Below are 25048 nucleotides of genomic sequence, written 5' to 3'. Positions count from 1 at the left end.
CATCAAAGTATATGGAATCCGATGGACAGGTAATGGCATGTCGTGCCGCTGAGCACAAATAGGTGCCAAGTTCCATGAGCATGTTTGAATTTTGAAGTGTTGCAGTAGAAAACCGTGCCTGCCGTGTATAACGCAGCACCGGCCAGTAGCAACAGGAACGATGTTGTGCTCAAAAGCCGCCATTCACGCGAAACCGAGATTACGCCGATCCAGCCCAGACTGATGTACAGCCAGACGGAAGGCGCCATTCTGTGTGTTGTGCGTAATTCGCACCACATGCCAAACCCGGACAGACACCAGATGAGGCAAAGTGAGCCCCAGGCCCAGGAGTCCATGCTCGACTTTAGGATAAAGGGCGTGACAGTTCCGGCAATCAGAAGATAAATAGAGCAATGATCCATCCGTTGCCAGACGCTTTTTATGGGTTCTCGAGTGCTATGGTAGATCGTTGAGGAAGCATATAGCAGAATCACCGCCATCGAGAAAATCATTGACCCTGCTAACTGATACTCATCGCCTGTTTGAATCGCTTTTTTAAAAAGCCAGCTTGCCCCATGAATGCCCAAGACGAGGCCTGCCAAATGGCTAAGGCTATTGAATCTCTCACCTGGATACATGATTTATTCTTTCGCTGTCAGGATACAACGTCTAGTACAGCATGAATCGATGAACCTTTTGTGGCAGCAGTCCCCAGGGGGCGGATTGATTGGCGCCCGTCATTTTGCCCAGGGCCGCCGTGCGATCGTAGGCGCTGCCGAAGCTCTTGAGCGAAATCGAGAATGCCGTTACTTTGCCGCCGTCCGGCGTGACATGTACCTGCGGCGTCTTGCCGGCGCGCAAGGCCGTGAGCAGTTTGGCGCCCACATCGATGGTGACCACGCAGCCCACGGGCAGGCAAGCGACGCCGCAGTCGCCAGCGGCAGCCGGCCGGAGGCCGAGATGTCGTACCAAGTAGCCTGCGCCGCGCTGTCCAGGCCGCCGTCAGCTTGCCGATGTCTCCAGCATATTCATAAAACGCTGGAGAGCAGTGGAGGGAATACCGTTCCATACCAGGTGCGTATGGTTGCGGCGGACACGCAGGGGAACTTCGTGCAATGTGAGGTCCTGGACCGCGCGCAGGGAATGAAGAAGAGAGCGGGGAACCAGCGCGAATCCAGTGCCTGCGGCGACACATGCAATCATGGCTTGATAGGAGCCGAACTCCAGCACGCGCGTAGGCATCACCCCCGCGGCGCCCAGCCAGTCCCGCAAACGGCGGCGGTACGAGCAGCCATCCGCGAATGCGATCAGAGTGGCGCTCTCCAGGTCCGCGGCGCGCTTGACCGGAGCGACGCCCTTGGCCGTGATCAGTACCAGCTCTTCCTCGAATGCCTTGACCGACTGCAGGCCGGCTGCTGTGAACGGTTCGGACACGAACGCGGCTTCGATCTCATAGTTGCCTACGCGCTGAATCAAGGCGCCGGTGGTTCCCGTCACAAGCTCGACGACCACTGCGGGATATTTCCGGTGAAAGTCCGAGAGTATTGTGGGAAGGCGGCTTCCCGCGGTGCTTTCGAGCGATCCGATGCGAAACGTCCCTACCGGGCCGCCCGTTCGTAGCTCGCTCTCGGCTTCGTCGGCGAGACGAAAAAGGCGCTGGGCATAGGACAACAGCAGACCGCCCTCTGACGACAGCACGAGATTGCGGCCCTGCTTGCGAAAGAGCGCGACCCCAAGACGCTGCTCAAGCTGCTTGATGCGCGTGCTTACGTTCGATGGAACCCGATTCAGCTTTTCCGACGCGCGGATGATTCCGCCTTCCGCGACGACGGTGCGAAAAATTTCAAGCGACTCCAGATCTATTGTTCTCATGAGAAGAATGATAACAATTAAATATTCAATTGCGGAATGAATGGATTTTCGCTCTAATCCTTGCCTATGGCAACCATAAAACATTCTCCCTCGCTGTTATTCGTATCGCTGGCAGGCGTGCTGTCTTTGGCGGCGGCAATGGGTATCGGGCGATTCGCGTTTACGCCCATGCTGCCGCTGATGGTTCAAGAAGGCCATCTCGACGCGGCGCAAGCCAGTTGGCTGGCGGCGGCGAACTACGTCGGCTATTTCGTGGGAGCGGTCACCGCGTCCCGGCTGCGCGTCAGCGCCGCGTTGCTCGCCTTGGCGTCGCTGATCATGATTGCTTTGTCCACCGCGGCGATGTCGTTGCCCGGCAATATGCTGTGGATGGGGCTCAGGTTTGTGTCGGGAGTGTGTTCCGCATGGGTTTTCGTTGCAACGAGCGTCTGGTGCCTCGGCGCGCTGGCAAGGCTGCGGCGGCAGGACCTGGGTGCGAGAGTGTACTCGGGTGTCGGCGCGGGGATCGCGGCGGTGGGAGTCTACTGCCTTGCCGTGACAGTCATCGGCATGCGCTCGCAACTGATATGGCTGCATCTCGGGCTTTGGACGATAGTGGCTGCCGCGCCCTTGGCATGGGTAGTCGGATCGCTTGAGAACGAGCCGTTGACGAAGCCTTTTGTTGCCCATCCGTCTCAGCCGCTTCCGGGGGGCACAGTCGGGATTGTGGCGAGCTACGGGATCATGGGCTTCGGCTACATCCTTCCAGCCACTTTTCTCCCCGAGCTTGCGCGCAGTGTCGTGGCTGATCCTGCTGTATTCGGACTGGCTTGGCCGGTGTTTGGAGCGACCGCGGCAGTTTCCACATTGATGGCGGGGCCGTGGATGCGGCGCGCTTCCCGCCTGCGTGTCTGGGCGGTATGCCAAGCGCTGATGGGGGCGGGCGCCTTGTTGCCCAGCCTCTGGCTGCATCCAGTCAGTATCGTGATTTCCGCTGTACTGGTCGGCGGTACGTTCATGGTGATCACTCTCGCGGGAGTGCAGGAAATCCGGGCTCGAATCAATTTGAATCCCGGTCCCTGGGTGGGGTATCTGACAGCGGCGTTTGCCCTCGGGCAGATTGCCGGCCCGGTAGTTTCCGCGCTCCTGTTTTCCCAGCCCGCCATTGCAGGTCATGCGCTGGACCTGGGGCTGCAAGCGTCTGCATTGTGCCTGTTCGTCTCGGCCTTCTGGCTGTGGCGCCAATCGGCCGGCTGATGGCGCATGGGATCAGCGATCTGACACCGGCTCCATCTTCATCTCGATGCTGGCCTTCTCGGACGAGAACCTGCTCGGCGCTGCCAAGCTGGGCGTGCTGCTGGGATCGCTGGTGGCCGCTGTCCTTGGCATGGCCTGGGGCGTGATCTACGTCAGATAGCGGGCCAAGGTTCGTTCTCGCGTGTATTCGAACGGCGTTCCTCGAGCGGCAATCGCCGCCGGTGTGCCAATGCTCCTTTCATCGCATGCCAGCGTTCGCCTGGGATAGCATAATCACATGAAACTAGACGCCCGAACCCGCAATATCGTCGTCATCGGCGCATCGGCTGGTGGGGTCGAGGCGTTCACGACTTTGTTTGGCCATCTGCCGCCGGACCTGCGGGCCGCCGTGCTCGTGGTCCTTCACATCCCTGCGCATACGCCCAGCCAACTGCATCACATACTGGCAAGGACAACACCCATGCGGGTCGTCGTGGCCGAAGATGGACAAGTGCCCGAGGCCCAGGCCGTCTATGTCGCCTCTGCCGATCGCCTGTTGCGGGATCAGGCGAGGAGGCCGTGCGATGCCAATTTCTTTGGACACGATCCTGAGACATAAGCGGCCGGTTCCCGCTGCGCGGCCCGGTAGCGGAAACTCACCAAGTATCTGTATGCTGAAATCATGTCAGCCGTCATGTTTGTAGAATCCATTGATCTTTCATTTCAAATCGCTGGGAAAGACTGGCCTCGTCAGGGCAAAGGCGTCTCGGATTGCTTGCTGGCCATGAGGTGTCACGGTCACGGCACGGCTCCCCGCGGCACGCCGGATCCAGCCATTGTCCAGATAACATTGATACATTGCAGCCCCGAGCGCGCCGCCAATATGAAGCCGCCTTTCACTCCAGTCCAGACAAGGACGGCAGAACACCCGTCTTGTTCCTCGGCTCGATGCGCGATGGCGGGCGGCATCCAGATCCACGCCCAGCGACCGCAGAAACCGATGGCCCTCTTCGGTCAATGCGCCGCCGTCGCTTGATAATTCGATTCGACCGAACTCGATCAAGCTGTCAGTCATTTCCACCGCCAGTTGGCCTGCCAGGTGGTCGTAGCAGCTGCGGGCATAGCGCAAAGCTTTGTCACGGGGGCCAGTCACGGGAACAGGCGGTCGCGACGATACGCTTGCGGTATCCAGATCGGCCGCTACCGACATGATGCTTTCAATCATGCGGGCAACCGCGGGTGAGGCCAAGCGATGGTACCGATGTCGCCCTTGCCTTTCTCTGGCAACCAGGCCTGCATCTGCCATGCGGTTGAGGTGGCCGCTGGCGGTTTGGGGCGCAATACCGGCGATATGAGCCAACTCTGTTGCTGTCAGCGCGCGCCCGTCCATCAGTGCGGCAAGCATGCTGGCGCGGGCGAGATCGCCAATCAATGCTGCGGTTTGGGAAATCGAAGAGATACTAACCATGGCGGCTCCTGGAATGTCTCCCGATTCTAGCAACAAGATGCGGCGCTATAGTACGGCCCGCGCCGTAACATTCGACACCCGTCATGGCGACAATGTAGCCATTACCCTCCTTGACAAGAGGCCGACGTTTGCCGGATTGAAGGACAATCTGCATGGAATTCCTCCAGACCTGCCATGCGCCAAAGTTCTTTGGTGTTTGGGTTGTACGTGCCGCATTCCTCCTGGCTGTCTTGGGCTGGGGCGTGGGATTCTACGGTCCGCCTATTTACCTGGCAGAGGTGGCACGGCGAACGGACTGGTCGTTGAGCCTTGTTTCATCGGCTGTGACCTTGCACTTTCTCGTCGGAGTACTGGTGATTGCGAATCTGCCTCGCCTTTATGCGCTGATCGGTTTGCCTGCGGCCACGGCAGCCGGTGCCGTACTCACTGCCGTCGGTGTAGTCGGCTGGGCAATTGTCCAAGAGCCGTGGCAATTATTTTTCGTGGCCATATTGACTGGATCTGGATGGGTAGCGATGGGAGCGCTTGCGGTCAATACCATTGTTGCCGCCTGGTACCACAAGAACCGTCCGACGGCTTTGAGCAAAGCCTATAACGGAGCCAGCGTCGGTGGCGTGATTTTCTCGCCATTGTGGGTGGCCTTGATTGGCTGGCTGGGCTTCGCGGGCGCTGCAAGTATCGTGGGCGTGATTGTAATTGTCGTCGCGCTGCTGCTGACCAGCTATGTGTTTACCAAAACCCCGGAAAGCATCGGACAGCCTCTGGACGGCGAGGGTTCGGATACGCTCAAAGTTCAGCGTCTCGGATCAAATCTCAAGAGAGCGCTACCTGGCTCCTTGCTTTGGCGTGATTGGGCGTTCATTACCCTATCGGCGGGTATGGCAATCGGCCTGTTTGCGCAGATTGGCCTGCTGGCTCATCTTTTCAATATCTTTTCCCCAGTTGTAGGCGCTCAGCGGATGGGGTGGCTCATGGGGCTGGGAACCGCCTGTGCTATTGGTGGCCGCTCCATAGCGGCGCGGGCCGTGCAGCGGTTTGGAAACCGGCGTGTCGTTGCCGCCGCTGGTTATTTCGTTCAGGCGCTGGGCTCGGCGACGTTGCTGCTGTCTGATGGACACAACATATGGCTCGTTACCCTTGGCGTGCTACTGTTTGGTTCAGGCATTGGCAATGCCACCTCTATTCCGCCGCTCGTTGCGCAATCGGACTTTGCGCCCGAAGATGTATCCAGGGTCGTGGCCCTGATCGTGGCAATAGGACAGGGAGCTTATGCCTTCGCACCCACATTCTTTGGCCTGCTGCAAAGCAATGCCCACGGCGGGCCGGATTTTATGCAAAGCCAGTTCTTCACCGCGGCCATTGGCATACAGCTCCTTGCCGCGGCAGCGTACCTAGCGTATCGCGCGCCCCCGATGAATACCCCTGCGGCTGACACCGCATAGCAATGCGCTGAACCGGAATCGCTGGTAATGGGCGAGCGGCTACGGCACGTCGTTAATATCTTCGCCTGCTTCGATGCCGGGCGCGCGCCCAGGATGTGCGGGGTGAACTGGTTCGGCGCCTACCGGCACCGTACGCCCCAGAAACGCAATTACCGAAGTGCCGAAAATGTCGTTGCGGTCTCCCGCCACCATATGGCCGGCGTTCGTTACATTAACGTATTCGCAGTGCGGGCAAAGAGCCAGAAACTCCTGCGCTCCTTCTTCGCTGAGCACGTCGGACAAGCCGCCGCGCACCAGCAAGGTCGGCAGGGCAAGCCGCCGTGCGCACGCCTCCAGGCGCTGCTGGCGCCGTTCCAGGTCCCGTTTGGCGGCGCGCATGCGCGGATCCCAATGCCAGTGGTATTTGCCATCGGCGCCCAGGCGCACATTCTTCACAAGGCCATCGAGGTTTTTGGGACGCACACGTTGAGGCTGATAGTTGCTGATGGCCTGGGCAACTTCTTCCAGCGAATCGAAACCCTCGGGCTTTTGCGTCATGAAGGCCTGGATCTTGTCGATTCCCTCAGGCTCGATGCGCGGCGCGATGTCCACCATGATCAAGGCAGTGGCGTCGACATGACCTTCGCCAACCGCCACCAGGCTGGTGCCGCCGCCCATGGAGGCGCCCACCAGGACCGGGCGGTGCTTGCCCAGGGCCGCGATGACGCATTCCAGATCCCGCACCATCACGTCCTGTCCATACAATCCGTCGCCCGCCCAATCCGAATCGCCATGGCCGCGCGCATCGAACGCAACGGCGTAATAGCCCGCGGCGCCGAGCAGTGCACCGGTGCCCCCCCAAGCATGGCGGGTTTGTCCGCCGCCATGTTGGAGCACCACCAAGGGGCCATCGGGATTTCCCCAGGCGTCGCCCGCGATGCGGATGCCCCCCGCGCCTGGCCATATATGCATAGGGTCAGGGGTGCCCGGAAGTCTTGTGCCAGCTGTCATCGGATTTGTCCTTTTATACTAGTTGCATGATTTTCAGCCCCTTCGGGCCGGAGGGGCATCGCCAAGCATACATTTTTCGCCACCTGCGAAAGCGCGCTGCCGCTACTGGGGGCCGCCATGGGCGAACACCGGGACGATGCCATTGAAAGAATAACACTCGCGGTATGCGCGAATGCCAGCGATTCGGGATGGCATTCCCCGTCATACCCGCCGTGGGGAAGCTTGAGCGGATCATCAGCTTAATGGACTTGCCCTCGATGCGCGCCGAGATTTCCACTGATTGCGCCAGTGGTTCTAGAGGTCAGCCTGGCTTGACGCCTGGCTCCCGTGTCGGCGCCGGTGCGACGTGCGCGCGCCGCACAGAACCGACGAAGACAGCGATGAAGATGAGGGACAACAAGACGACGATGGTCGGCCCCGGCGCGCTGTCGAGGTAAAAACTCATCCAGATTCCGCTTACCGCGGCCGCGACAGCGACGATCACGGCTACGATCAGCATGAGGCCAAAGCTGCGCGTCACCAGCAAGGCGATGGCGCCCGGCGCAATGAGCAGCGCGATTGCCAGAATGATGCCCACGGCCTTGAGTGCCCCCACTATCGTCAGCGAGATCAGCGCAAGCAATCCGTAATGCAGCAGACGGACCGGCAAGCCCACGGTCCTGGCGAGAATAGGATCGAATGCGTGCAGCAAGAGGTCCTTCCAGCGGAGCGCGATGGCGCCGGCGACGACGGCGCTGATGATGGCGCTTTCGATGATGTCGGGCCACCCCACGCCCAGCATGTCGCCAAACAGGATATGGTCCAAATGCACATCGCTCTCGATCTTCGTGTAGAGCACCATGCCTAGTCCGAACATGCCCGAAAAAACGACGCCCATGATGGTGTCCTGCTTGATTCGGCTGTTATCCGCCAGATAGCCGACGGCCAGCGCGCAGCACATGCCGGCCGAAAACGCGCCGATGGCAAAGGGCAGACCGGCGATATAGGCCAATACCACGCCAGGGAAAACGGCGTGGGAAATGGCGTCGCCCATCAGCGCCCAGCCTTTGACGACGAGAAAGCAGGAAAGCAGCGCGGTGGGAATGGCGACTGCGATCGAAATGAGCCCGGCCTGTTGCATGAAATCGATTTGCAGCGGCAGCAGCAGGGTGTCGAGTACGCTATTCATTGCGTATATGGCTCCTGAACCAAGGCCCGCGCTGCGCGGCGGCCTGCGGCCAATACGCCGTATTTCGGGGCAAAGACAAATGCCGTCAGAAAGATCAGCGTTTGCAGGACGATGATAATACCGCCCGTCGCGCCATCCAGGAAATAGCTGATATAAGCGCCGAGAAAGCTGGTGCCTGCGCCGATCGCCACCGCGATCATCAACAGCCGGGGAAATCGGTCGGTCAGCAAGTAAGCCGTTGCGCCCGGGGTGACCACCATCGCGATCACAAGAAAGGCGCCAACCGTCTGCATTGCCGCCACGGTGCAGGCCGATAGCAGGGTGAAGAACAGCACCTTGAGCATGACGGGGTTCAGCCCAATGGACCGTGCGTGGCTCTCGTCAAAAAAGGTGACCATCAGATCCTTCCATTTGGCCAGAAGAATGGCGAGTGATAGCCCGCCGATGATGGCCAGTTGCAAGGTGTCGCCGGGGGTGATCGCGAGAACATTGCCCAGCACGATCGTGCGGATATTCACGGACATGGGTGACAAGGACACCATGAAAAGTCCGACGCCGAAGAAGGCGGAGAACACCAGGCCGATGATGGCGTCTTCCTTCAGTTTGGTGCGCTGGTTGAGAAACAGCATGGCGCCGGCGGCCAGTGCGCCGGAGAAGAATGCGCCCAGCGAGAAAGGCAGTCCGAGCATATAGGCGCCGGCGACCCCCGGGACAATGGCATGGGACAGGGCGTCGCCGATGAGCGACCAGCCCTTGAGCATCAAATAGCAGGAAAGAAACGCGCACACGCCGCCCACCAGCGCGCAGACCCACATGGCGTTGACCATATAGTTGTAGGTAAACGGCTCCAGCAGCAGGGCGGCCATTACTTTGCCCCGTCCCAGTGGGTGGCCCCGTCGCCGCCCTCGGGCGGCTCCGGACGTTCGCGAACCGCCGATTTGCCATCGTAGATGACCAGAGGCCGTTCGTCGTCGGTAATGATCCCGACGGCTTGGCGCAGCGCATGGGTGTCGGCCGGCGCCAGATCGAAGTGGCGCAATACTCCACCGAACGTCTTGGCCAGATTCTCGCGCGTGAAGACTTCAGAGGTCAAACCCTGGGCGAGCACCGTACGGTTGATGAGTACCGTGCGATCGCAGAATTCGGGCACGCTTCCCAAATTGTGCGTGGAAACCAGCATGACCCGGCCTTCATCGCGCAGCCCGCTCAGCAAATGGATAATGGCGTCTTCCGTTTGCACATCGACACCGGCGAAAGGTTCATCCAGCAGAATGACGCGCCCATCCTGGGCCAGTGCGCGAGCCAGGAAGATCCGTTTTTTCTGGCCGCCGGAAAGCTCGCCGATCTGGCGCTTGCGAAAATCGGCCATGCCTACCCGCATCAGCGCCTGCTCGACCGCCTCGTGGTCGCCGGCTTTTGCCCGGCGCATGAAGTTCATGTGTCCATAGCGCCCCATCATGACGACGTCTTCCACCAGCACCGGGAAATTCCAGTCCACTTCCTCGCTTTGCGGCACATAGGCAATCAGGTTGCGCTGGATGGCGGCCTGCACGGGCATGCCGAGCACGGAAATTTCCCCTGCTGCCAATCGCACGAACCCCATGATGGCTTTGAACAGGGTCGATTTCCCGCTGCCGTTGACGCCCACCAGCGCCGTGATCGTGCCTGTCGGAATGGCAAAGCTCGCATCATGCACCGCAGTGAGGCCATTGCGGTAGGTTACCGTTGCGTGCGCGACGTCAATCCCGCCGCCGTCGGCTGCCGCTAGACTTTGCATTATTTGGCCAGGCCTTTCGCAATGGTGCTTGTGGTCACACGCAACAGGTCGAGGTAGGTGGGTACCGGACCGTCCGGACCACTTAACGAGTCGACATACAGTACGCCGCCATACTTCGCGCCGGTCTCGCGCGCCACTTGCCGGGCGGGCTCCGCGGAAATGGTGCTTTCGCTGAACACGGCGGGTATGTGATGGGCCTTGACCGCATCGATGACTTTGCGTACCTGCTGCGGGGTGCCTTGCTGGTCGGCGTTGATGGGCCAAAGATAAAGTTCCTTCAAGCCGAAGTCGCGCGCAAGATAACTGAACGCTCCTTCGCTGGACACCAGCCAGCGGCGGTCTTCCGGGATGGCCTCGAGTTCGGCCCGGATCGGAGCGATGGTGGCGCTTATCTTTTGTTTGTAGGCCTCGGCGTTGGCACGATAGTTGTCCGCGTTCGCTGTGTCGTGCCGGCTGAGGGCATCGCGGATATTGTCCACATAGATCAGCGCGGAAGAAGGGGACATCCAGGCGTGCGGGTTGGGTTTCCCGGTGTAAGGGCCTTCGGCGATGCCCATGGGTTCGACCCCTTCGGAGACCACGACGCTGGGCACATTGGACAGGCGCCGGAAGAATTTTTCGAACCAAAGCTCCAGGCCCAGCCCGTTCCAAAGAATGAGCTGGGCATCGCGCGCCTGGAGGATGTCGCCCGGCGTCGGCTGGTATTCGTGAATCTCCGCGCCCGGTTTTGTGATGGACACAACCGTGGCGGCCTCGCCAGCCACATTGCGGGCGATGTCGGCGATGACGGTAAAGGTCGTCACGACTTTGAATTTTTCCTGCGCGTTTGACGCGGGACTGAACAAGCCTTGGGCAACGATCAGTGCCGCGACGGCGAGCAGTGTTCTTCTTGGGCTGCGGGCGGCGCTCATTCTGTCTTTCCCCGATGGGCGATAGAAATTTTTTCTACCTTGGAAGTCAAATATAACACCTGCTATATTTTATTGTCTAGGTTATTATTGGCCGTACGCTTACGCCTTCGATGCAAGGAATCAGAGCGGGTTTGTCAAATAAAAAGATAGGAGATCCCTATGTCAGAAACTGCGGCCTGTAGCAACACGCAAGTCCAGGCTGGCGACATCGCCCATCCTGCCAGAGAGTCCGGTCTGCGTGATGTAACGCTGCAGGCCGACAGCTTCCGGCATGTGCGCAATGCCCGTCGCCAGGAACTGGTAGACGATTACGTGGAACTGATTTCGGACTTGCTCCGTGAGGGGGGCGAGGCCCGCCAGGTGGATTTGGCCTGTCGCCTGGGTGTGAGCCAGCCGACCGTGGCCAAGATGCTGGCGCGATTGATCGACTCCGGATTCGTTGTGCAGCGCTCTTACCGGGGCGTCTTTCTGACCGAGGCAGGAGAGAAGCTGGCGGAAATCAGCCGCAGGCGGCACCAGATCGTCGAGCAATTCCTGGTGGCCATCGGCGTGGATGAAGACTCTGCCCGCAGGGATGCCGAGGGCATCGAACATTACGTCAGCGAGGCGACCCTGGACGCTTTTGCGCGCCACCTCGACGACTTTCCTTCACCGCGGACGGATTGACCCCAAAGTGTTTCCGAAACGCCGCAGCAAAGTGGCTTGCGTTGGAATAGCCCAGATCGGTCGCCACATGCATGACACTGAATTGCCCGCGCAGCAGTTGCGTGCGGGCGTGCTGCATGCGCTCTTGCTGGAACAGGCTGTAGACGCTCTGCCCGTATTGTCGGCGAAAGGCGCGTGCCAGTGTGGGCACGCTCGTGCCTGCCTCAGTGGCAAGTTCCAGCAGGGTGGGCGCGCAACTCAGGTCGGACAGCAGACGATCGTGCACCCGCGCCATCCGTTTCTGCATCGCGGCGGACATAGACGTTTCCTGCCGTCCGCGGCTCTCAAGAAAGAGACCGACCAGCGCCAGGCTTTGTGCCCGTATCCACAGGCTATGGCGGCTGGGCGTTCCGTGTCCTTCTGTTGTGGCATTCAGGCTGCCTGCCAGGCAGATGGCGGTGCGATGCAACTCCGCGCCGTGATGCCCTTGCAGGAAGCACGCGCCTGAACGCAGTGCTTCGCCCAGGCCTGTATCCATGTCGTGCGTCCAGGCGCTCAACACGTCGGGGTGAACCATAACCGTCAGATTGTTCAGTAGGCCTTGCTGGCAGTAGTGGCCGCGGCGTCCTGGCCCATAGCTGATGTTGCCAAAGCCGCCCGCAAGAGTATATGCGCGCCCGCCTTGCAGTGTGTCAAAGCGGCAGGTGGCGCTGCCCTGCAGTTGGCTGTTGAAACTGAAGTGGACGCGATCGCTGTCGTCCTGCAGGGGGATATCGTGCTTCTCTTCGAACCGGCTGCTCCAGTAGACCAGATCGGCACCGTCCTGCAGCCGCAGGGTCGTCACGCTGCACTGGCTGCCTCGGTCCAGGCGCAAGACCGAGGTGTCGGCAACCATCTGGGAGACGGGTAGCAAGCCAGCTGTGGCGGACGATGTCATGGCAAGCAGAGATCCGGGAAGGCAAGTGCGTTCGGAATAGTGATTAGATCCGGGCCGCGTGATTAGATTCGGGTAGAAACATAAATGAAACTCATTATCATCCAATTGTCTTGCGCACGCAATGTCGGTTCGGTGGAAACCAGCTGCGCTGGACGACATGTTTTTCGTGATCTCTTCATTAAGGCTGCTTATGAATTTCCGCTACTCATCTCCCGCCGGCGCAGGCCTGTCCCTGGCGCCAGTCTTTCCGATGTCCATTCTGGCGGTGGCGCTCGCGCTGGGCAGTGGCGCGGCTCAGGCGCAGCAAACCGGCGCGGCCCACGCATCGGCGGTCGATGAAAGCACGCCATCTCCGGAGTCGGATGCGCAGGGGCTCACTTTGCCGGCGATTACGGTACATGCGCGCGGCAGCGATGAAAGCGCCAAGGACCTGCCTTACGGCCTGTCTGTCATCTCGGGCGAGACACTGACCGAGCGTCGCTTGCTCAGTGTCGAACAGGTGCTGCGCGCCACGCCCGGTGTAAACATCAATTCGTCGGGCGGCGCGAATGTGTCCACGATTTATATACGCGGGGTGGGGGCGTTGTACCCCATGAGCATGGACGACAGCTCCGTAGCGATGAACGTGAACGGCAGTCCGATGTCCATGCGGAACATTTCCATTGGCACCCTGGACGTGGACCAGGTCGAGATTCTCAAAGGACCTCAGGGCACATTGTTTGGCGGCATGGGAGAAGCCGGAGGCATCAACCTCGCGACGCGCCAGCCGACGCGCGAGACCGAGGGTTATGCGCGCGTTGAGTACGGGCAGGACAAACAGTTTCTGACGGAAGCCGCTGTTGGCGGGGCCTTGACCGATAGCTTGGCCGGGCGCTTGGCGATTCGCGGCAGCGGCTCGGACCATTGGATCGAAAACAGCCGCAGCGGCGCGCCCTTGTCCAAACCGCGTGATCTGGCGTTTCGCGGCAGCCTGCTGTGGGATATCACCCCTGATACCAGTGCGCTGGTGTCGGCCGAGCGCCATAAAATGCAGCATCTGGGCGAGCAGCTCGTTTTGCGGCCCTATGGCAAACCGCCCATCGTGGATATGGATCCGTCCCTGCTCGACGATGCAAAAAAGACAGTGGAGCGATATGCCCTGGAACTGGACCACCGCTACACGGGCAGCCGCTTGACGGCCATCACGGCATTCACCGACACCTACAATATTGCACCCGTGGTCTACGACGCGCGTTTGCAAAACGCGATGGGTCGAGGCAGCAGCGAGTTCTGGAACGTGGATGAAGCCCGCGAACGCATGCTGACGCAGGACCTGCGCCTGGGCTCGCTGCCGCAATCGAAAGTCTTCTGGGTGACCGGCCTGTCGTTTTCGAAATCGGATCGCTCCTATGACACGCCACGCAATACCTACGGCAACGCCAGCGCCAATTATCGCGACTTCACCACCGAGCGCTATGGCGTGTATGGCGAGGCAACGTATCCGCTCACCGATGCGCTCAAGCTCACCACGGGGCTGCGTCAATCCTGGGATCGCAAGACCTATGACGGACAGTATCACGGCAGCGGCCAGGTCACCGGCGATCATCGCAAGCTCGACGATAGCTTCACGACCGGGCGCGTCGCGCTGTCTTACGCGCTCACGCCCAATACATCGCTTTACGGGACTTATGCGCGTGGCTATAACCCGGGCGGGTTTAATGACTATGCCGCGCAACCGGCCGACAGCGAACCATACAAGTCCGCCAAGACGGATTCGTTCGAATTGGGTTTCAAGATGGAAAGCGCCGATCGGCGCTATGGCTTGAACGGCTCGGTCTACATGAATCGGGTTCACAACAACCATCTGCTTTCTTATGATTCGGCGACCTATGTGGTCAGCGTCATGAATGCCGATACCCGCAGCAAGGGGGCCGAGCTCGAAGGCGTATGGCGGCTGGACAATGGTCTGGCGTTTACCGCCGGCTTGAGCTTCATCGACGCCGAGATCGCAACCACGGTGACAGGGATAGGCGATGGCGATGTCATGGCGGGAAACCGCATGCCGGACGTCTCGCGGTGGAGCGTTGCGCTGGGCGCGACCTATCGCAAAGCATTGCCCGGGTTTCTGGGCTTGTCTTCGCCCGTATTCGATGCCCGTGTGGACTATCAGTACGTGGGTTCCCGCCCCGCTGACCCACAGAATCATTTCGATCTGAGTGCCTACCACAAGGTGGATATGCGACTGGGTATTGCCAATGGCCGCGCGGAGTACTACGTCTGGGGGAACAACCTGCTTGATGAGCAGCCCGACCTGTACGGTTACTTCGCCCCGCCTTCGGTCGCCTACGGCGCGCCAGCGCGCGGGCGCACGCTGGGCGTGGGCCTGTCCTACGCTTTCTGACTTTTCAAAGGGAAGCGCCGCATTGTCCGCCCATCCATCGCCCATCGCTTCGATGTCGCGCGCACGCATGCCGCGCGCGACGTGGCGCTTGCTCGCCAGTCTTTACAGCACGCAGTTTCTGGGGCTGATGTTTTTCATTGTGGCGATGGTGGCCATCTTGCGCGAGCGCGGCGCGGGGCTCGATGTCATCAGCATGATCTATATGCTGGGCATGATATGGCCGCTGAAGATCCTGTGGGCGCCGCTGGTTGATCGGTTTTCGTTTGGACGAGCGGGCCACTATCGCGCCTGGCTGCTGTTGACCCAGGCAGGCATGGTTGCGGCGTTGGTGGCGGTGGGTGGCTACGACGTGCGTGATGATTTCAGTGTCATTTATGCCTTGTGCGTCGTCACGGCGCTGTTGTCCGCCACGCAGGACATTGCGCTGGACGGTCTCGCGTGCAGCTTGCTGGAGACGAGCGAGCGCGGGCTGGGCAACGGTCTGCAGATCGCGGGGGGCCTAGTCGGAAACATGGTTGGGGGCGGCGTCATGCTCATGGTCTATCCGGTCATCGGATGGCGCGGCTGCACCCTGGCCCTGGCCGCGCTGACGGCGGTGTCTGTTGTGCAATTGCTATGCTACCGCGAACCCGTATGGCCAGGAATGCGCCGGCAAATGAGCGCCATGTATGGGCGCTTCTGGATGTTCTGGAAAGCCCCCGGCAGCATACGGTGGCTTGTGGTGCTGTTGTTGTATCCGGTTGCCAGCGCAACCGCCTATTCAGTATTGATGCCCATACTGGTCGACGCGGGCTGGGCGCTGGATCGCATCGGCTTGATCGTCAATGTGCTCGGGTCGGCCGCCGGCCTGTTCGCGGCGCTGGCTACGGGTCGCGTATTGAGCCGGATCGGCCGGGGCAGGGCAATGGCCGGCGCGGCGGTGCTGCAGTTGGCGGGGGTGCTGGCGATTACGGTTCCCGCGCTAGGGTATACCAGCCCGGTGGCGGTGACCCTCGCCGTCATCGCGTACTTTTTGTTCTACAACCCGGCGGCCACCGTATTGGCCACGTTGATGATGGATCGCGCGTCCACGCACAGCCCGGCGACCGACTACACGCTGCAGTACAGCCTGAGCCAATGCTTTGTCATGGGCATGACCTCGGCAGGCGCCGCGCTGGCCATGCATATCGGCTACCTCGGCGTACTTTCCCTATCGGCCGCGCTGGCCGTGCTTGCCATTTTATTGGTCTTCTTGCTGGACCCCACCCGAATTCGCGCTGTCGCGCTCAAAAATGAACGCTGAACCTTCTTCCTGCTCATCCGAATATCCTTGCGGCGGCAGGTCGCCATGGGCAATCATGCGGCCCGTGCGCGGCCAGATCTGCCTGGCGATGGCCTTGTCCGTGCTGAGCGCCCTGGCCGGCATGGCGGCGCTGGGCTTCTTTGCCTGGTCGATCAACGCCTTGCTCGTACGTCCCGACCAATGGCCATGGTTTGGGATGGGTGGGCTGTTGGGCAGCACCATCGCCAGCTATGCATTGCGGTTGATCGCTTTCGATCAGTCACATTATGGCGCGTTCCGACTCGAGACTCGCTTGCGTACCCGGCTTGCGACGCATTTGGCGCGGGTTCCTCTGGGCGACCTGCAAGGGATAGGGGCCGGTGGCCTGGCGAAGGTCATACAGGATGACGTCAAGTCGCTGCACGCCTTCGTCGCCGACTCCACGCCGCTCTACGCCCGGGCCTATGCAATGCCGGTGGCGAGCGCCGTCGCGCTGTGCTGGCTGGATTGGCGCCTGGCGCTCGCTTGCGCGCTGGTCCTTGTGGCGGGCGTGGTGATGATGGCGCTGGCGATGCGGGGGCGCAGCGATCTGACGCGCCGCTATAACACCGCGCGCGAAGCGGTTAGCGCCGCGGTAGTGGAGTTTGTGCAGGCCATGCCCGTTGTGCGCACGTTCGATACGGGGCAGGCGACCTTCAGCCGCTATCGCCAGGCGCTGGATGAGTACTTGCAGATTCTCGTCTACTGGTATCGCAGCGCCAGTTTCAATTTGCGTTTTGCGCTGGCGATATTGAATCCATTGACAACCCTGACCGTTTTGTTATGGCTGGGCGCATGGTTGATCTGGCGTGACTCACTTGCGTTTTCAATCTGGCTCACCACGCTGCTGGTGGGCGCGGGCATGGCCGAAGCCATGATGCCGCTGATGTCGCTTGCGCATATGGTGGACAAGGCCAAACTGAGCATTGCACGCATCGACCAAATACTGGCTCTTGCTCCACTGGCCGAACCGCCTGGCCGCGGCCTCGAGCCGGCGAACGCCGATGTGCGGTTTGAAAGCGTGAACTTCAGGTACAGCCCCGATGGGCCGGCGGCCTTGACTGGGCTGAGCTTCGTGGCGCCGGCCGGCAGCATTACCGCGCTGGTCGGTCCATCGGGAGCCGGAAAGACGACCGTGGCCCGGCTCATCCCGCGTTTCTGGGATGTGTCGGCCGGCAGCATACGCGTCGGCGGCGTGGACATCCGCGAGCTGGATCACGACACGCTCATGCGACAGGTCGCATTCGTTTTTCAGGACAGCTTTCTTTTTACCGGCACCATCGCCGAAAACATCGGATTGGGACAGCCCTCGATGGATCGCGGCGCGATCGCGCGCGCCGCTCGGGCGGCGCAGGCGCATGATTTTATTCAAACGCTGCCCTCCGGTTACGACACGCAGGTGGGAGAGCGCGGGGGCCAACTGTCCGGCGGGCAGCGCCAGCGCATCACGATTGCCCGCGCGATTCTGCAGGACAGGCCCATTTTGATACTGGATGAAGCCACCGCGTTTGCCGATGCGGAAAACGAAGCCGCCTTGATTGCCGCGTTATCGGTGCTGATGCGGGGCAGGACCGTCATTATGGTGGCGCATCGGCTATCGACTGTTCGCGATGCCGATCAAATCCTGGTCATGGACCGGGGGCGATTGGTCGAGTCGGGTCGGCATGATGACTTGTTGGCTGACGATGCGCTATACGCCCGCATGTGGCGCAATTACGAAAGGGCGCAGCAGTGGACCTTGCACAGCGCCGCAGGCGAGTGCCCCGGCATGACGACCGTTGCCATTGCTACCGGGACGGAGCGTCTGATATGAAGGCCGGGCCACCTCCGACGACATGGCGCGCCACCTATGTCCGATTGCTGCGCGGGGCAGGCCAACAAGCCGATAAATTGCGGTCCAGCCTGCTGATGCTGCTCATTGCCGCCGCGCTGCAAGGGCTTGCCCTGGCCTGCATCACTCCGATTTTCCTGGCGATCGTCCATGAGCCTTCGTCGGAACAAACGGTGGGCTGGTTGAGCGCCTTCACACTGATGGCGCTTTTGGCCACCGCATTGCGCTGGCGCGCGCAAGGCTTTGACTATTGCGGGCACATGGCGCAGGCCACCCACGACTTGCGGATGCGCCTGGGGGCGCAACTGCGCCGCATGCCTCTGGAGAAGCTGGAGGATAGGCGCGCCGGGGAAATCACGACCAATCTGCTGGGCAGTGTGGACGAGCATATGAACTACGTGGTTACGGTCGTGAACCTTATCTTGACTGCGGTCGTGACACCTCTGATCACGGGGGCGGCTACGCTCTTTCTGGACTGGCGATTGGGCCTGGCATTGTTATTGCTGTTTCCGGCCATCATTCCGCTGTACCGCCGGCGGCGTCCGGCGCTGGATGCCGGCATGCGCGCCACCGCCCAGGAAAACGAGCGCCTGAGCGCCGAGGTGGTCGAGTATGTACAAGGGTTGCCCGTGTTGCGTGCGGCATGTTGCGCCGGGGCGGTCAACGAGCGTCTGCAGCAGCAATTTGAGACTCTGGAACGTGTCCAGCGCCAGTCTCACAGGGCAGGCGCCAAGCCCAATTTGTTGAGCGCCAGCATTTTCGAAGTCGGCCTGCTCGCGGTCGTTGCTTGCGGCGTGCTGTGGGTCGTGCAGGGCACCCTGGACCCGGTCTCGCTGGCGGCGATGGTGGTCGTGGTCGTCCGTTTTGCCGAGCCGCTGGCAACCTTTATCACCTACACCACGATATTCGCGCTGATCGAAGCCGCGCTGGAGCGCATTGAACTATTGCTTGCGGTGCCGCCGCTGCCGCAGATGCCGCAGATGCCGGCTACTGGCCGGCCCGGCCCGGCCGTCATCCGCTTTGACAACGTCAGTTTTCAGTATGCGCATGCCCGGACGCCAGCGCTGCGACGCTTGAGCCTGAATTTGCCGGCGCGGGGGCTGACGGCACTGGTTGGCCCATCGGGCTCGGGCAAGACCACTGTGACCCGTCTGTTGATGCGCTACGCCGATCCCCAGTTGGGAACCATCAGCATAGGGGGGGTCGACATACGCAGCTTATCGGCGGAGGATCTCAACCGCATGATTGCCACGGTATTTCAGGATGTCCACCTGTTCGACGATACGGTACTGGCAAACATTCGCATGGCGCGGCCCGACGCCAGCGACGAGCAGGTGATGCAGGCCGCGCGATCGGCCCATTGCCTGGATTTCATCGACCGTCTGGCCGACGGTTGGCTCACTCGGCTAGGCGATGCCGGCAGCCGCTTGTCGGGCGGAGAACGCCAGCGGATCTCGATTGCGCGCGCGTTGCTCAAGGATGCGCCCATTGTGATTCTGGATGAGCCGACTGCCGCGTTGGACACCGAAAGTGAACTGGCCGTGCAGGCGGCCGTCGACACCCTGGTGCGCGAGCGCAACGTGATCGTCGTTGCGCATCGGCTGTCCACGATCAGAGCGGCTGACCGGATTCTGGTGATCGAGAACGGCGAGCTCGCGCAAAGCGGTACGCATGAGGGACTGCTGGCCGAGGGTGGGCGCTATCGCGCGATGTGGCAGGCTCAGGTCAAAATCAATGACTGGCATTTGCTTGAGCCGGGTTAGGCTGCAGCCGCCTTGCCATGCCGGCTTGTAAGAGATTTACCTTCAATGCTGGCGAGGGCCCGAGAACATTTGACGGCGGGCCGCCAGTACCGGGCAGGCCGCCGTTCGGATGCGGGCGAGAGAGCCCGCATCCAGGCATAGAATAAATTTATCGCAAAGCGGCCCGGCTATGAGCTGAATCGTCGTTAGATTGGAAAACATCGAGCTTTTCAATCGGCCCCGACTTTTAAAATAACAATAACAAAGACGCAAAGAATATCTGCCTGTAGGGCGTCCGCCTGAACCTGGTCGGAACTCCAAGCACTTGCCCTTTGTACTTTTCAAGACCACCCAGGAGGACGACTTGCTACACACCCCAATTCTCAAACACTCGGCCAAACAGATACAAGCCCGCGCGGGAAAACTGCGCGCAGCGCGGAACAGCCTATGGCTTGCGTCAGCCCTGTGTATGGCTTGGCCCGCTGCCCATAGCGCATCCAACCCGAAGGATCCGTCGGCAAAAGCCCAGTCTGCGGCCTCCAGTAGCGATGGATCCCGATTCGGTGTCGCGAAAAAACCGCTAGCGCCGGAAATGAAGGCCATGTATGAGTATCGTTCCAAAGCGAAGACTCTCTCGGATGCTACGTTCGAGGCGCAAACGGCAATACACCGCGCGCATATCATCATGCTTGCAGAGCAGAAAATCATATCCCGGGACGAAGCGCGGGCGATTCTCGCAGGACTTGGCGCCGTCAACAAGGCAGCCCAGACCAATCCCTCCTTGTTTGCATACATGGTCTATGAGCGCGCTTTGATGAAAGAGGTCGGCGAGGTTGCGGGCAAAATGCATATCGGCCGCAGCCGCAACGACTTAGTCAATGCCGCTAACCGCATGTACTACCGAGAGGGGATCAATCGCATAGTCGGCGTGATGATACGCCTGCGTGAAGCCTTGGTGGACCAGGCCAAGCAGAATCTGGATACAGTCATGCCGGTATACACCCATAGGAAACAAGCGCAACCTATCACTCTTGGCCACTATCTCATGGCACATGCGGAAGCGCTCGGCCGCAACATCGACCGGTACGAGGACCTCTATCGCAGAGTCAATTTGAATCCGCTGGGCAGCGCAGCGTCGGCCGGAACGGGTTTCCCGCTGAATCGGGAGCGCACGGCCGAGCTACTCGGATTTGACGGACTGATAGTCAATACCGTCGAAGGCGTCGCCGCCTGGGACCAAATTGGCGAGCTGACGACGGTCAACGCGCTCTTTACCTCACAACTCTCCAGGCTGGCTTCCGAACTTCAGCTCTGGGGCACAGACGAATATGGCATGTTGGACTTCGACGGCGGCTACGTCGGCAGCAGCAGTATCATGCCGCAGAAGAAGAATGCGGTTTCGCTCGAGTACATCCGGCAGGCGTCGGCGGAGGCGCTTGGCGATGTAGTAACCGTGATGTCATCCGTCAACAGTGTGGAGTATCAGCACACGATGGTGCGTGAGCCTCTGGAACCGCGATCGTTGGATAGGGTGTACGTTGCCGCAGATCTGATGAAAGGCGTCGTTCAGACCATGACGCCGCAGAAAGCGCGGATGCGGCGAGCCGCCACTGACGGTTTCCTGGCGATGACCGAACTCGCAGACACACTGGTGCGCGAAAGCGGACTGACTTTCCGAGACGCCGATGAAGTGATGGCTGAAGTCGTGCAAGAAGCCATTTCACGCAATATTCAAGGCAATCAAATTACCCGTGACATGATCCGTGCAGCGGGACAACGGGTAATCGGTCGGAACGTCGAGATATCCGGGGCATCGCTCAAGGACGCGCTCGATCCGCAGGTCAATGTGGACCGCCGTAACGGCGCTGGCGGCCCGGCGGCCAGCGCAGTCATGGCAGCGATCAAAGAGGCGACGCAGCAAATCGCTGAGCAAAAGCGCCGTCTCGCGCAGCGCGAGGATAAGCTCAAAAATAAGTATTCACTGCTACTGAAAGCCGAACAGGATCTGGCGCTCAAAAAGTGATTGCGCGGCATCAGAAACGTAGACGATGTCCATGTGTTCCAGCCGATATGCAATTTGGCTGGATTACAGCGGAATACTCAGGCTGACCTTCACCCGATCCATCGCCACGAAGGTACGAAATTTCCTGACGTTTGGATTCTGGAAAAAGAGGCGCTTGGTCAGCGCCTCATAGTCGGCCATCGTCGGAACAATGATTATCAACACAAAGTCGGCTTCGCCTGTGACGTAGTAACACTGCTGCACTTCTGGCATGCCGACAAATTCGCGCTTGGCCGCGTCGATAAGGTCGGCAGTTTCAGCGATAAGTTCCACCTCTACGAGGATGGTAATCGTCGGGCCCACTTGTATCGGGTCCACGATGGCGACATTGCCCTGAATGATTCCGCTGAGCTCCATACGCTTGATCCGCCGCTGGACTGCTGGTGCGGAAAGATTGACAGCTTCGCCGATTACCCGTTGCGGGGTGCTGTTGTCCTTTTGAAGAATGGTAAGAATTGCCAAGTCGAACTGATCCAAATGGTCACCGCGAGAATTCTGGCGCACAGCCACCTCCGAACGAAAGAAAGTTGCATTTTATCGTTGGTTTTATAGCCATGTCGACAGGTTAGGCGAACTATTATTTCGTATCGAACAACACTGCGCACCTTTGAACCTATGTACATTCCAAACCGCCACATCGATTTTCGTAAACCCTTGTCGCCCGGGGACGCCGACACGCTGGGAGTGGCCGCAGCATTGGAAGTGGAGCGATTCCTCAGCTTTCGAGAGCATCACGCCCCCACACCGCTGCATAGCCTGCCGGGATTGGCGGCCGAACTAAGCATCGAGGCCATACATATCAAGGACGAAGGGCACAGGCTCGGGCTAGGCAGCTTCAAGGCGCTGGGAGGCGCCTACGCCGTCATCCGTCTGGTTCTTGAAGAAGCCAGCAAACAGTTGGCGCGCCAAGTTGATGTCTCCGAACTACACGCAGCTGAAGTTCGTGCAATAGCTGAAAAGATGACCATGGCGTGTGCCACTGACGGCAATCACGGCCGGTCCGTCGCACAAGGCGCCCAGTTAGCGGGAGCGAAGGCGGTCATCTTGGTGCACGCGGGCGTCAGCGCCGAACGAGTGGCCGCCATCGCCAATTTCGGTGCCCAAATGATTCATGTCGAAGGCACTTACGATGACTCGCTGGCTGAGGCCACAAACAGGGCTGCTGCCAACGGCTGGATTGTGGTCTCCGACACATCCTGGCCCGGCTACGAACGTATCCCGGCAATGGTAATGCAAGGTTATACAGTCATGGTGCGGGAAGCGTTGCAGCAACTGCCAGAAACTCCGACCCATGTATTCGTGCAGGCGGGCGTAGGCGGCATAGCCGCTGCGGTGGCGGGCCACCTTGCCATTGCCCTCGGCGCGAATCGGCCGCGCTTCATCGTTGTCGATCCGTCTCGGGCTGCTTGCCTATTCGAATCGGCCAAGGCGGGCCACGCCGTAAAAATCGCAGCATCGGAGCCGACCGTAATGGCGATGCTGGAATGCTACCAACCCTCACAGATTGCCTGGCGCATCCTGTCCCGGCTGGCCGACGGGTTCATGATTGTCGAGGATGCTGATGCCGTCGCAGCCATGAACCGACTGGCGCGGCCTGTTGCGGGCGATCCGGTGATCATCGCTGGCGAAAGCGGCGCTGCGGGACTGGCTGGGCTCGTCCTTGCGGCCACCACCGCCGATACGCGCAAACTCGCCGGTCTTGATCGAGCCTCACGGGTCTTCGTCATCAATACCGAAGGGGCCACTGATCCCGGACGCTATGCCGAATTGGTTGGTATTCGACCCGATGGCACGCCGATCGCTGCGCCCGATACTTCCGTTGGCGATAGGAAACCATACTGATGTCTGAACTGAACGCACGCGCTAGTGGACCTTCGACCATGCCAAGACATTCAGGCGTTTACGACGTCGCCGTGGTGGGCGGCGGGCTGGTCGGTTCAGCAATCGCATATGGCCTGCGCCGATCACTGGACCGCATCGCGGTCCTCGATGAAGATGACGTCGCCTTTCGTGCCTCTCGCGGCAACGCGGGTTTGGTGTGGGTTCAGGGCAAAGGGCTCGGGCTGGCCCCCTACGGCAACTGGACTCAATCCTCCGCCGCGCTCTGGCCAAGGCTTGCCACGGAACTTCATGAACTGACCGGCATCGACGTTCACCTGGAGCAGCCTGGCGGCCTGCATCCTGCTTTTTCGGACGCCGAGTTCGATGCGCGACGGCAGGCGATGGCGTTGCTGATGGCCCAGCCGGGCATGACTCCCTATCCGTGGCAGATGCTCGATCGGCAACAAGTTGCGGATCTCGTGCCCGGAATAGGTCCAGCGCTACGCGGCGCAAGTTGGACGCCCAGGGACGGCACCGTCAATCCGCTAAAACTCTTGCGGGCGCTACACGCCGCATTCGCGTGCTGCGGAGTCGACTATCTGCCTGGGCATGGCGTGCAATCGATCACGCAATCCAACGGCGTGTTCAAGCTCGTGACTGCCCGAGATGTCGTGCGCGCCAAATTAATCGTCCTGGCCGCTGGTCTCGGCAATCGCCGCCTGGGTGCAGAGATCGGGCTGGATGTTCCCGTACGGCCGCAACGCGGGCAAGTCATTGTCCTTGAGCGCACCGCGCGCACCTTGCCGATCCCGTTCACGACGCTGCGCCAGATGGACGAAGGCAGCTGGATCATCGGGGATGCGCATGAGGAGGCCGGCTATGCCGACAAGACGACCGGATTGCCCGTCCTCGCCACCCTTGCGGATCGCGCCCTCATGCTGCTGCCGGCGCTGCAGCATGTCCGGGCCGTGCGGACATGGGCGGCGCTACGCGTCATGTCGCAAGACGGCTTTCCCATCTACGAACAGTCCCGCACCCATCCTGGCGCATTCATCGCCACTTGTCATAGTGGGGTGACATTGGCTGCGGCCCATGCCTTCCGGTTCTCCGCCATGGTGGCTGCGGGCGCCGTGCCCAGTGATCTGGACGCATTTTCTACTCGGAGGTTCCATGTTCCACAGCCTGCCTGAGGCCGCGCAAAAATCGCTCGCGGTGACAATTGATGGTCATGCCGTGGCCTGTCGGGAGGGCGATAGTGTGGCGGCCGCCTTGTTGACGCAAGGCGTCACCGCATGCCGCACAACCGCCGTCAGTGGCGCGTGGCGGGCGCCATTCTGCATGATGGGCGTCTGCTATGACTGCCTTGTCATGATCGACGGCACGCCCAATCTCCAGGCCTGCATGACGCCAGTCTGCGCTGGCATGCGTATCGAACGGCAGCTCGGACCGCGAAAGGTGACAGCGTGAACACAATCAGGGCCGAAGCACCTGCGTCGGGCAAGGGGCCG

24 protein-coding genes are annotated in these 25048 nt (G+C 60.5%); 13 read left to right on the top strand and 11 right to left on the bottom strand.

The window, feature by feature from the left end; genetic code table 11:
• Positions 1-2 precede the first annotated feature (2 nt).
• The 3 genes from trhA to BUB23_RS00410 are packed head-to-tail and all read right to left on the bottom strand — an operon-like array spanning position 3 to position 1851.
• Positions 3-617, bottom strand: coding sequence for a PAQR family membrane homeostasis protein TrhA (gene trhA, locus BUB23_RS00420; protein ID WP_073100925.1), 615 nt, complete (start codon positions 615-617; stop codon positions 3-5).
• A 31-nt stretch (positions 618-648) separates the two neighbouring features.
• Entirely contained in the window at positions 649-951 is a 303-nt protein-coding gene (locus BUB23_RS00415) for an invasion associated locus B family protein (protein ID WP_073100923.1), read from the bottom strand.
• 30 nt (positions 952-981) lie between these two features.
• The gene (locus tag BUB23_RS00410) at positions 982-1851 is read right to left on the bottom strand and encodes a LysR family transcriptional regulator (protein ID WP_073100921.1); all 870 of its coding nucleotides are present in this window, start codon (positions 1849-1851) and stop codon (positions 982-984) included.
• Between the two features lie 66 nt (positions 1852-1917).
• Between BUB23_RS00410 and BUB23_RS00405 the strand changes: the two genes are divergently transcribed.
• From BUB23_RS00405 to BUB23_RS00395, 3 genes are all read left to right on the top strand, one after another.
• Positions 1918-3087, top strand: coding sequence for a YbfB/YjiJ family MFS transporter (locus BUB23_RS00405; RefSeq protein WP_073100919.1), 1170 nt, complete (start codon positions 1918-1920; stop codon positions 3085-3087).
• Entirely contained in the window at positions 3005-3247 is a 243-nt protein-coding gene (locus BUB23_RS27720; protein WP_084135604.1) for a Na+/H+ antiporter NhaA, read from the top strand. The genes BUB23_RS00405 and BUB23_RS27720 overlap by 83 nt, the downstream gene beginning before the upstream one ends.
• A 117-nt stretch (positions 3248-3364) precedes the next feature.
• Positions 3365-3685, top strand: coding sequence for a chemotaxis protein CheB (locus BUB23_RS00395; protein ID WP_073100917.1), 321 nt, complete (start codon positions 3365-3367; stop codon positions 3683-3685).
• Between the two features lie 99 nt (positions 3686-3784).
• On the opposite strand, the gene BUB23_RS00390 is transcribed toward BUB23_RS00395, so the two are convergent.
• On the bottom strand, positions 3785-4534 hold the full coding sequence (locus tag BUB23_RS00390; protein WP_073100915.1) for an ArsR/SmtB family transcription factor: 750 nt from the start codon (positions 4532-4534) through the stop codon (positions 3785-3787).
• 152 nt (positions 4535-4686) lie between these two features.
• Here BUB23_RS00390 and BUB23_RS00385 point away from each other — a divergent pair, with 152 nt between their 5' ends.
• Positions 4687-5976, top strand: a complete 1290-nt coding sequence (locus BUB23_RS00385) for an MFS transporter (protein WP_073100913.1) — start codon at positions 4687-4689, stop codon at positions 5974-5976.
• Positions 5977-6015: 39 nt separating this feature from the next.
• On the opposite strand, the gene BUB23_RS00380 is transcribed toward BUB23_RS00385, so the two are convergent.
• The 5 genes from BUB23_RS00380 to BUB23_RS00360 form a co-directional block, all read right to left on the bottom strand.
• A complete protein-coding gene (locus tag BUB23_RS00380; protein WP_084135603.1) occupies positions 6016-6966 on the bottom strand; it encodes an alpha/beta fold hydrolase in 951 nt (316 codons plus the stop codon).
• Between the two features lie 301 nt (positions 6967-7267).
• Positions 7268-8134, bottom strand: coding sequence for a metal ABC transporter permease (locus BUB23_RS00375; RefSeq protein WP_073100911.1), 867 nt, complete (start codon positions 8132-8134; stop codon positions 7268-7270).
• Positions 8131-9000, bottom strand: coding sequence for a metal ABC transporter permease (locus BUB23_RS00370; RefSeq protein WP_073100909.1), 870 nt, complete (start codon positions 8998-9000; stop codon positions 8131-8133). Before BUB23_RS00370 ends, BUB23_RS00375 begins: the two co-directional genes overlap by 4 nt.
• Positions 9000-9911: a manganese/iron ABC transporter ATP-binding protein gene (locus BUB23_RS00365; RefSeq protein ID WP_073100907.1), complete on the bottom strand. Its 912-nt coding sequence runs from the start codon at positions 9909-9911 to the stop codon at positions 9000-9002. The genes BUB23_RS00370 and BUB23_RS00365 overlap by 1 nt, the downstream gene beginning before the upstream one ends.
• Positions 9911-10822, bottom strand: coding sequence for a metal ABC transporter substrate-binding protein (locus BUB23_RS00360; protein WP_073100905.1), 912 nt, complete (start codon positions 10820-10822; stop codon positions 9911-9913). The genes BUB23_RS00365 and BUB23_RS00360 overlap by 1 nt, the downstream gene beginning before the upstream one ends.
• Before the next feature lie 159 nt (positions 10823-10981).
• Between BUB23_RS00360 and mntR the strand changes: the two genes are divergently transcribed.
• On the top strand, positions 10982-11488 hold the full coding sequence (mntR, locus tag BUB23_RS00355; RefSeq protein ID WP_084135602.1) for a manganese-binding transcriptional regulator MntR: 507 nt from the start codon (positions 10982-10984) through the stop codon (positions 11486-11488).
• Here mntR and BUB23_RS00350 read toward each other — a convergent pair.
• Positions 11421-12404: a helix-turn-helix transcriptional regulator gene (locus BUB23_RS00350; RefSeq protein ID WP_178372238.1), complete on the bottom strand. Its 984-nt coding sequence runs from the start codon at positions 12402-12404 to the stop codon at positions 11421-11423. The two genes, mntR and BUB23_RS00350, sit on opposite strands and share 68 nt — an antisense overlap.
• A gap of 190 nt (positions 12405-12594) precedes the next feature.
• Between BUB23_RS00350 and BUB23_RS00345 the strand changes: the two genes are divergently transcribed.
• The 5 genes from BUB23_RS00345 to argH all read left to right on the top strand — a co-directional run bounded on the left by BUB23_RS00345 (position 12595) and on the right by argH (position 21680).
• Complete coding sequence (locus tag BUB23_RS00345; RefSeq protein ID WP_245801117.1) at positions 12595-14784, top strand: TonB-dependent receptor; 2190 nt, start codon at positions 12595-12597, stop codon at positions 14782-14784.
• Between the two features lie 22 nt (positions 14785-14806).
• The gene (locus tag BUB23_RS00340; protein WP_245801116.1) at positions 14807-16066 is read left to right on the top strand and encodes an MFS transporter; all 1260 of its coding nucleotides are present in this window, start codon (positions 14807-14809) and stop codon (positions 16064-16066) included.
• Positions 16067-16121: 55 nt separating this feature from the next.
• Positions 16122-17897 carry an ABC transporter ATP-binding protein gene (locus BUB23_RS00335; protein WP_143160829.1) on the top strand — a complete coding sequence of 592 codons (1776 nt, stop codon included), beginning with the start codon at positions 16122-16124 and terminating at the stop codon, positions 17895-17897.
• Positions 17894-19678: an ABC transporter ATP-binding protein gene (locus tag BUB23_RS00330; RefSeq protein WP_073100900.1), complete on the top strand. Its 1785-nt coding sequence runs from the start codon at positions 17894-17896 to the stop codon at positions 19676-19678. The genes BUB23_RS00335 and BUB23_RS00330 overlap by 4 nt, the downstream gene beginning before the upstream one ends.
• Positions 19679-20258: 580 nt before the next feature.
• Positions 20259-21680 (top strand): argininosuccinate lyase, encoded by a 1422-nt coding sequence (gene argH, locus BUB23_RS00325; RefSeq protein WP_178372237.1) that lies wholly within the window; start codon positions 20259-20261, stop codon positions 21678-21680.
• Between the two features lie 63 nt (positions 21681-21743).
• On the opposite strand, the gene BUB23_RS00320 is transcribed toward argH, so the two are convergent.
• The gene (locus tag BUB23_RS00320; RefSeq protein ID WP_245801115.1) at positions 21744-22196 is read right to left on the bottom strand and encodes an Lrp/AsnC family transcriptional regulator; all 453 of its coding nucleotides are present in this window, start codon (positions 22194-22196) and stop codon (positions 21744-21746) included.
• A gap of 138 nt (positions 22197-22334) precedes the next feature.
• On the opposite strand from BUB23_RS00320, the gene BUB23_RS00315 reads away from it, so the two are divergent.
• Genes BUB23_RS00315 through BUB23_RS00305 form a run of 3 tightly spaced genes read left to right on the top strand, consistent with a single transcriptional unit; the run spans position 22335 to position 25007 of the window.
• Positions 22335-23561: a diaminopropionate ammonia-lyase gene (locus BUB23_RS00315; protein WP_073100894.1), complete on the top strand. Its 1227-nt coding sequence runs from the start codon at positions 22335-22337 to the stop codon at positions 23559-23561.
• 38 nt (positions 23562-23599) lie between these two features.
• Positions 23600-24730: an NAD(P)/FAD-dependent oxidoreductase gene (locus tag BUB23_RS00310; RefSeq protein WP_143160855.1), complete on the top strand. Its 1131-nt coding sequence runs from the start codon at positions 23600-23602 to the stop codon at positions 24728-24730.
• Positions 24711-25007: a (2Fe-2S)-binding protein gene (locus BUB23_RS00305; protein WP_073100891.1), complete on the top strand. Its 297-nt coding sequence runs from the start codon at positions 24711-24713 to the stop codon at positions 25005-25007. The genes BUB23_RS00310 and BUB23_RS00305 overlap by 20 nt, the downstream gene beginning before the upstream one ends.
• Positions 25008-25048: the final 41 nt, after the last annotated feature.

The sequence above is a fragment of the Pollutimonas bauzanensis genome, from assembly GCF_900129885.1.
GTDB classification, from domain to species: domain Bacteria; phylum Pseudomonadota; class Gammaproteobacteria; order Burkholderiales; family Burkholderiaceae_B; genus Pollutimonas; species Pollutimonas bauzanensis.
Note: the sequence above shows the minus strand (reverse complement) of the source record. Positions and strands in the feature narration are given on the sequence as shown.

Bases quoted from the DNA above. Each gene is read 5' to 3' on its own strand.
- BUB23_RS00405 (WP_073100919.1), top strand. From the start codon at position 1,918: ATGGCAACCATAAAACATTCTCCCTCGCTGTTATTCGTATCGCTGGCA.
- BUB23_RS27720 (WP_084135604.1), top strand. From the start codon at position 3,005: ATGCGCTGGACCTGGGGCTGCAAGCGTCTGCATTGTGCCTGTTCGTCT.
- BUB23_RS00310 (WP_143160855.1), top strand. From the start codon at position 23,600: ATGCCAAGACATTCAGGCGTTTACGACGTCGCCGTGGTGGGCGGCGGG.
- BUB23_RS00370 (WP_073100909.1), bottom strand. From the start codon at position 9,000: ATGGCCGCCCTGCTGCTGGAGCCGTTTACCTACAACTATATGGTCAAC.
- BUB23_RS00315 (WP_073100894.1), top strand. From the start codon at position 22,335: ATGTACATTCCAAACCGCCACATCGATTTTCGTAAACCCTTGTCGCCC.
- BUB23_RS00380 (WP_084135603.1), bottom strand. From the start codon at position 6,966: ATGACAGCTGGCACAAGACTTCCGGGCACCCCTGACCCTATGCATATA.
- BUB23_RS00410 (WP_073100921.1), bottom strand. From the start codon at position 1,851: ATGAGAACAATAGATCTGGAGTCGCTTGAAATTTTTCGCACCGTCGTC.
- BUB23_RS00395 (WP_073100917.1), top strand. From the start codon at position 3,365: ATGAAACTAGACGCCCGAACCCGCAATATCGTCGTCATCGGCGCATCG.
- BUB23_RS00345 (WP_245801117.1), top strand. From the start codon at position 12,595: ATGAATTTCCGCTACTCATCTCCCGCCGGCGCAGGCCTGTCCCTGGCG.
- BUB23_RS00305 (WP_073100891.1), top strand. From the start codon at position 24,711: ATGTTCCACAGCCTGCCTGAGGCCGCGCAAAAATCGCTCGCGGTGACA.
- BUB23_RS00375 (WP_073100911.1), bottom strand. From the start codon at position 8,134: ATGAATAGCGTACTCGACACCCTGCTGCTGCCGCTGCAAATCGATTTC.
- BUB23_RS00365 (WP_073100907.1), bottom strand. From the start codon at position 9,911: ATGCAAAGTCTAGCGGCAGCCGACGGCGGCGGGATTGACGTCGCGCAC.
- BUB23_RS00360 (WP_073100905.1), bottom strand. From the start codon at position 10,822: ATGAGCGCCGCCCGCAGCCCAAGAAGAACACTGCTCGCCGTCGCGGCA.
- BUB23_RS00330 (WP_073100900.1), top strand. From the start codon at position 17,894: ATGAAGGCCGGGCCACCTCCGACGACATGGCGCGCCACCTATGTCCGA.
- BUB23_RS00390 (WP_073100915.1), bottom strand. From the start codon at position 4,534: ATGGTTAGTATCTCTTCGATTTCCCAAACCGCAGCATTGATTGGCGAT.
- mntR (WP_084135602.1), top strand. From the start codon at position 10,982: ATGTCAGAAACTGCGGCCTGTAGCAACACGCAAGTCCAGGCTGGCGAC.
- BUB23_RS00385 (WP_073100913.1), top strand. From the start codon at position 4,687: ATGGAATTCCTCCAGACCTGCCATGCGCCAAAGTTCTTTGGTGTTTGG.
- BUB23_RS00335 (WP_143160829.1), top strand. From the start codon at position 16,122: ATGCGGCCCGTGCGCGGCCAGATCTGCCTGGCGATGGCCTTGTCCGTG.
- BUB23_RS00350 (WP_178372238.1), bottom strand. From the start codon at position 12,404: ATGACATCGTCCGCCACAGCTGGCTTGCTACCCGTCTCCCAGATGGTT.
- trhA (WP_073100925.1), bottom strand. From the start codon at position 617: ATGTATCCAGGTGAGAGATTCAATAGCCTTAGCCATTTGGCAGGCCTC.
- argH (WP_178372237.1), top strand. From the start codon at position 20,259: ATGTATGAGTATCGTTCCAAAGCGAAGACTCTCTCGGATGCTACGTTC.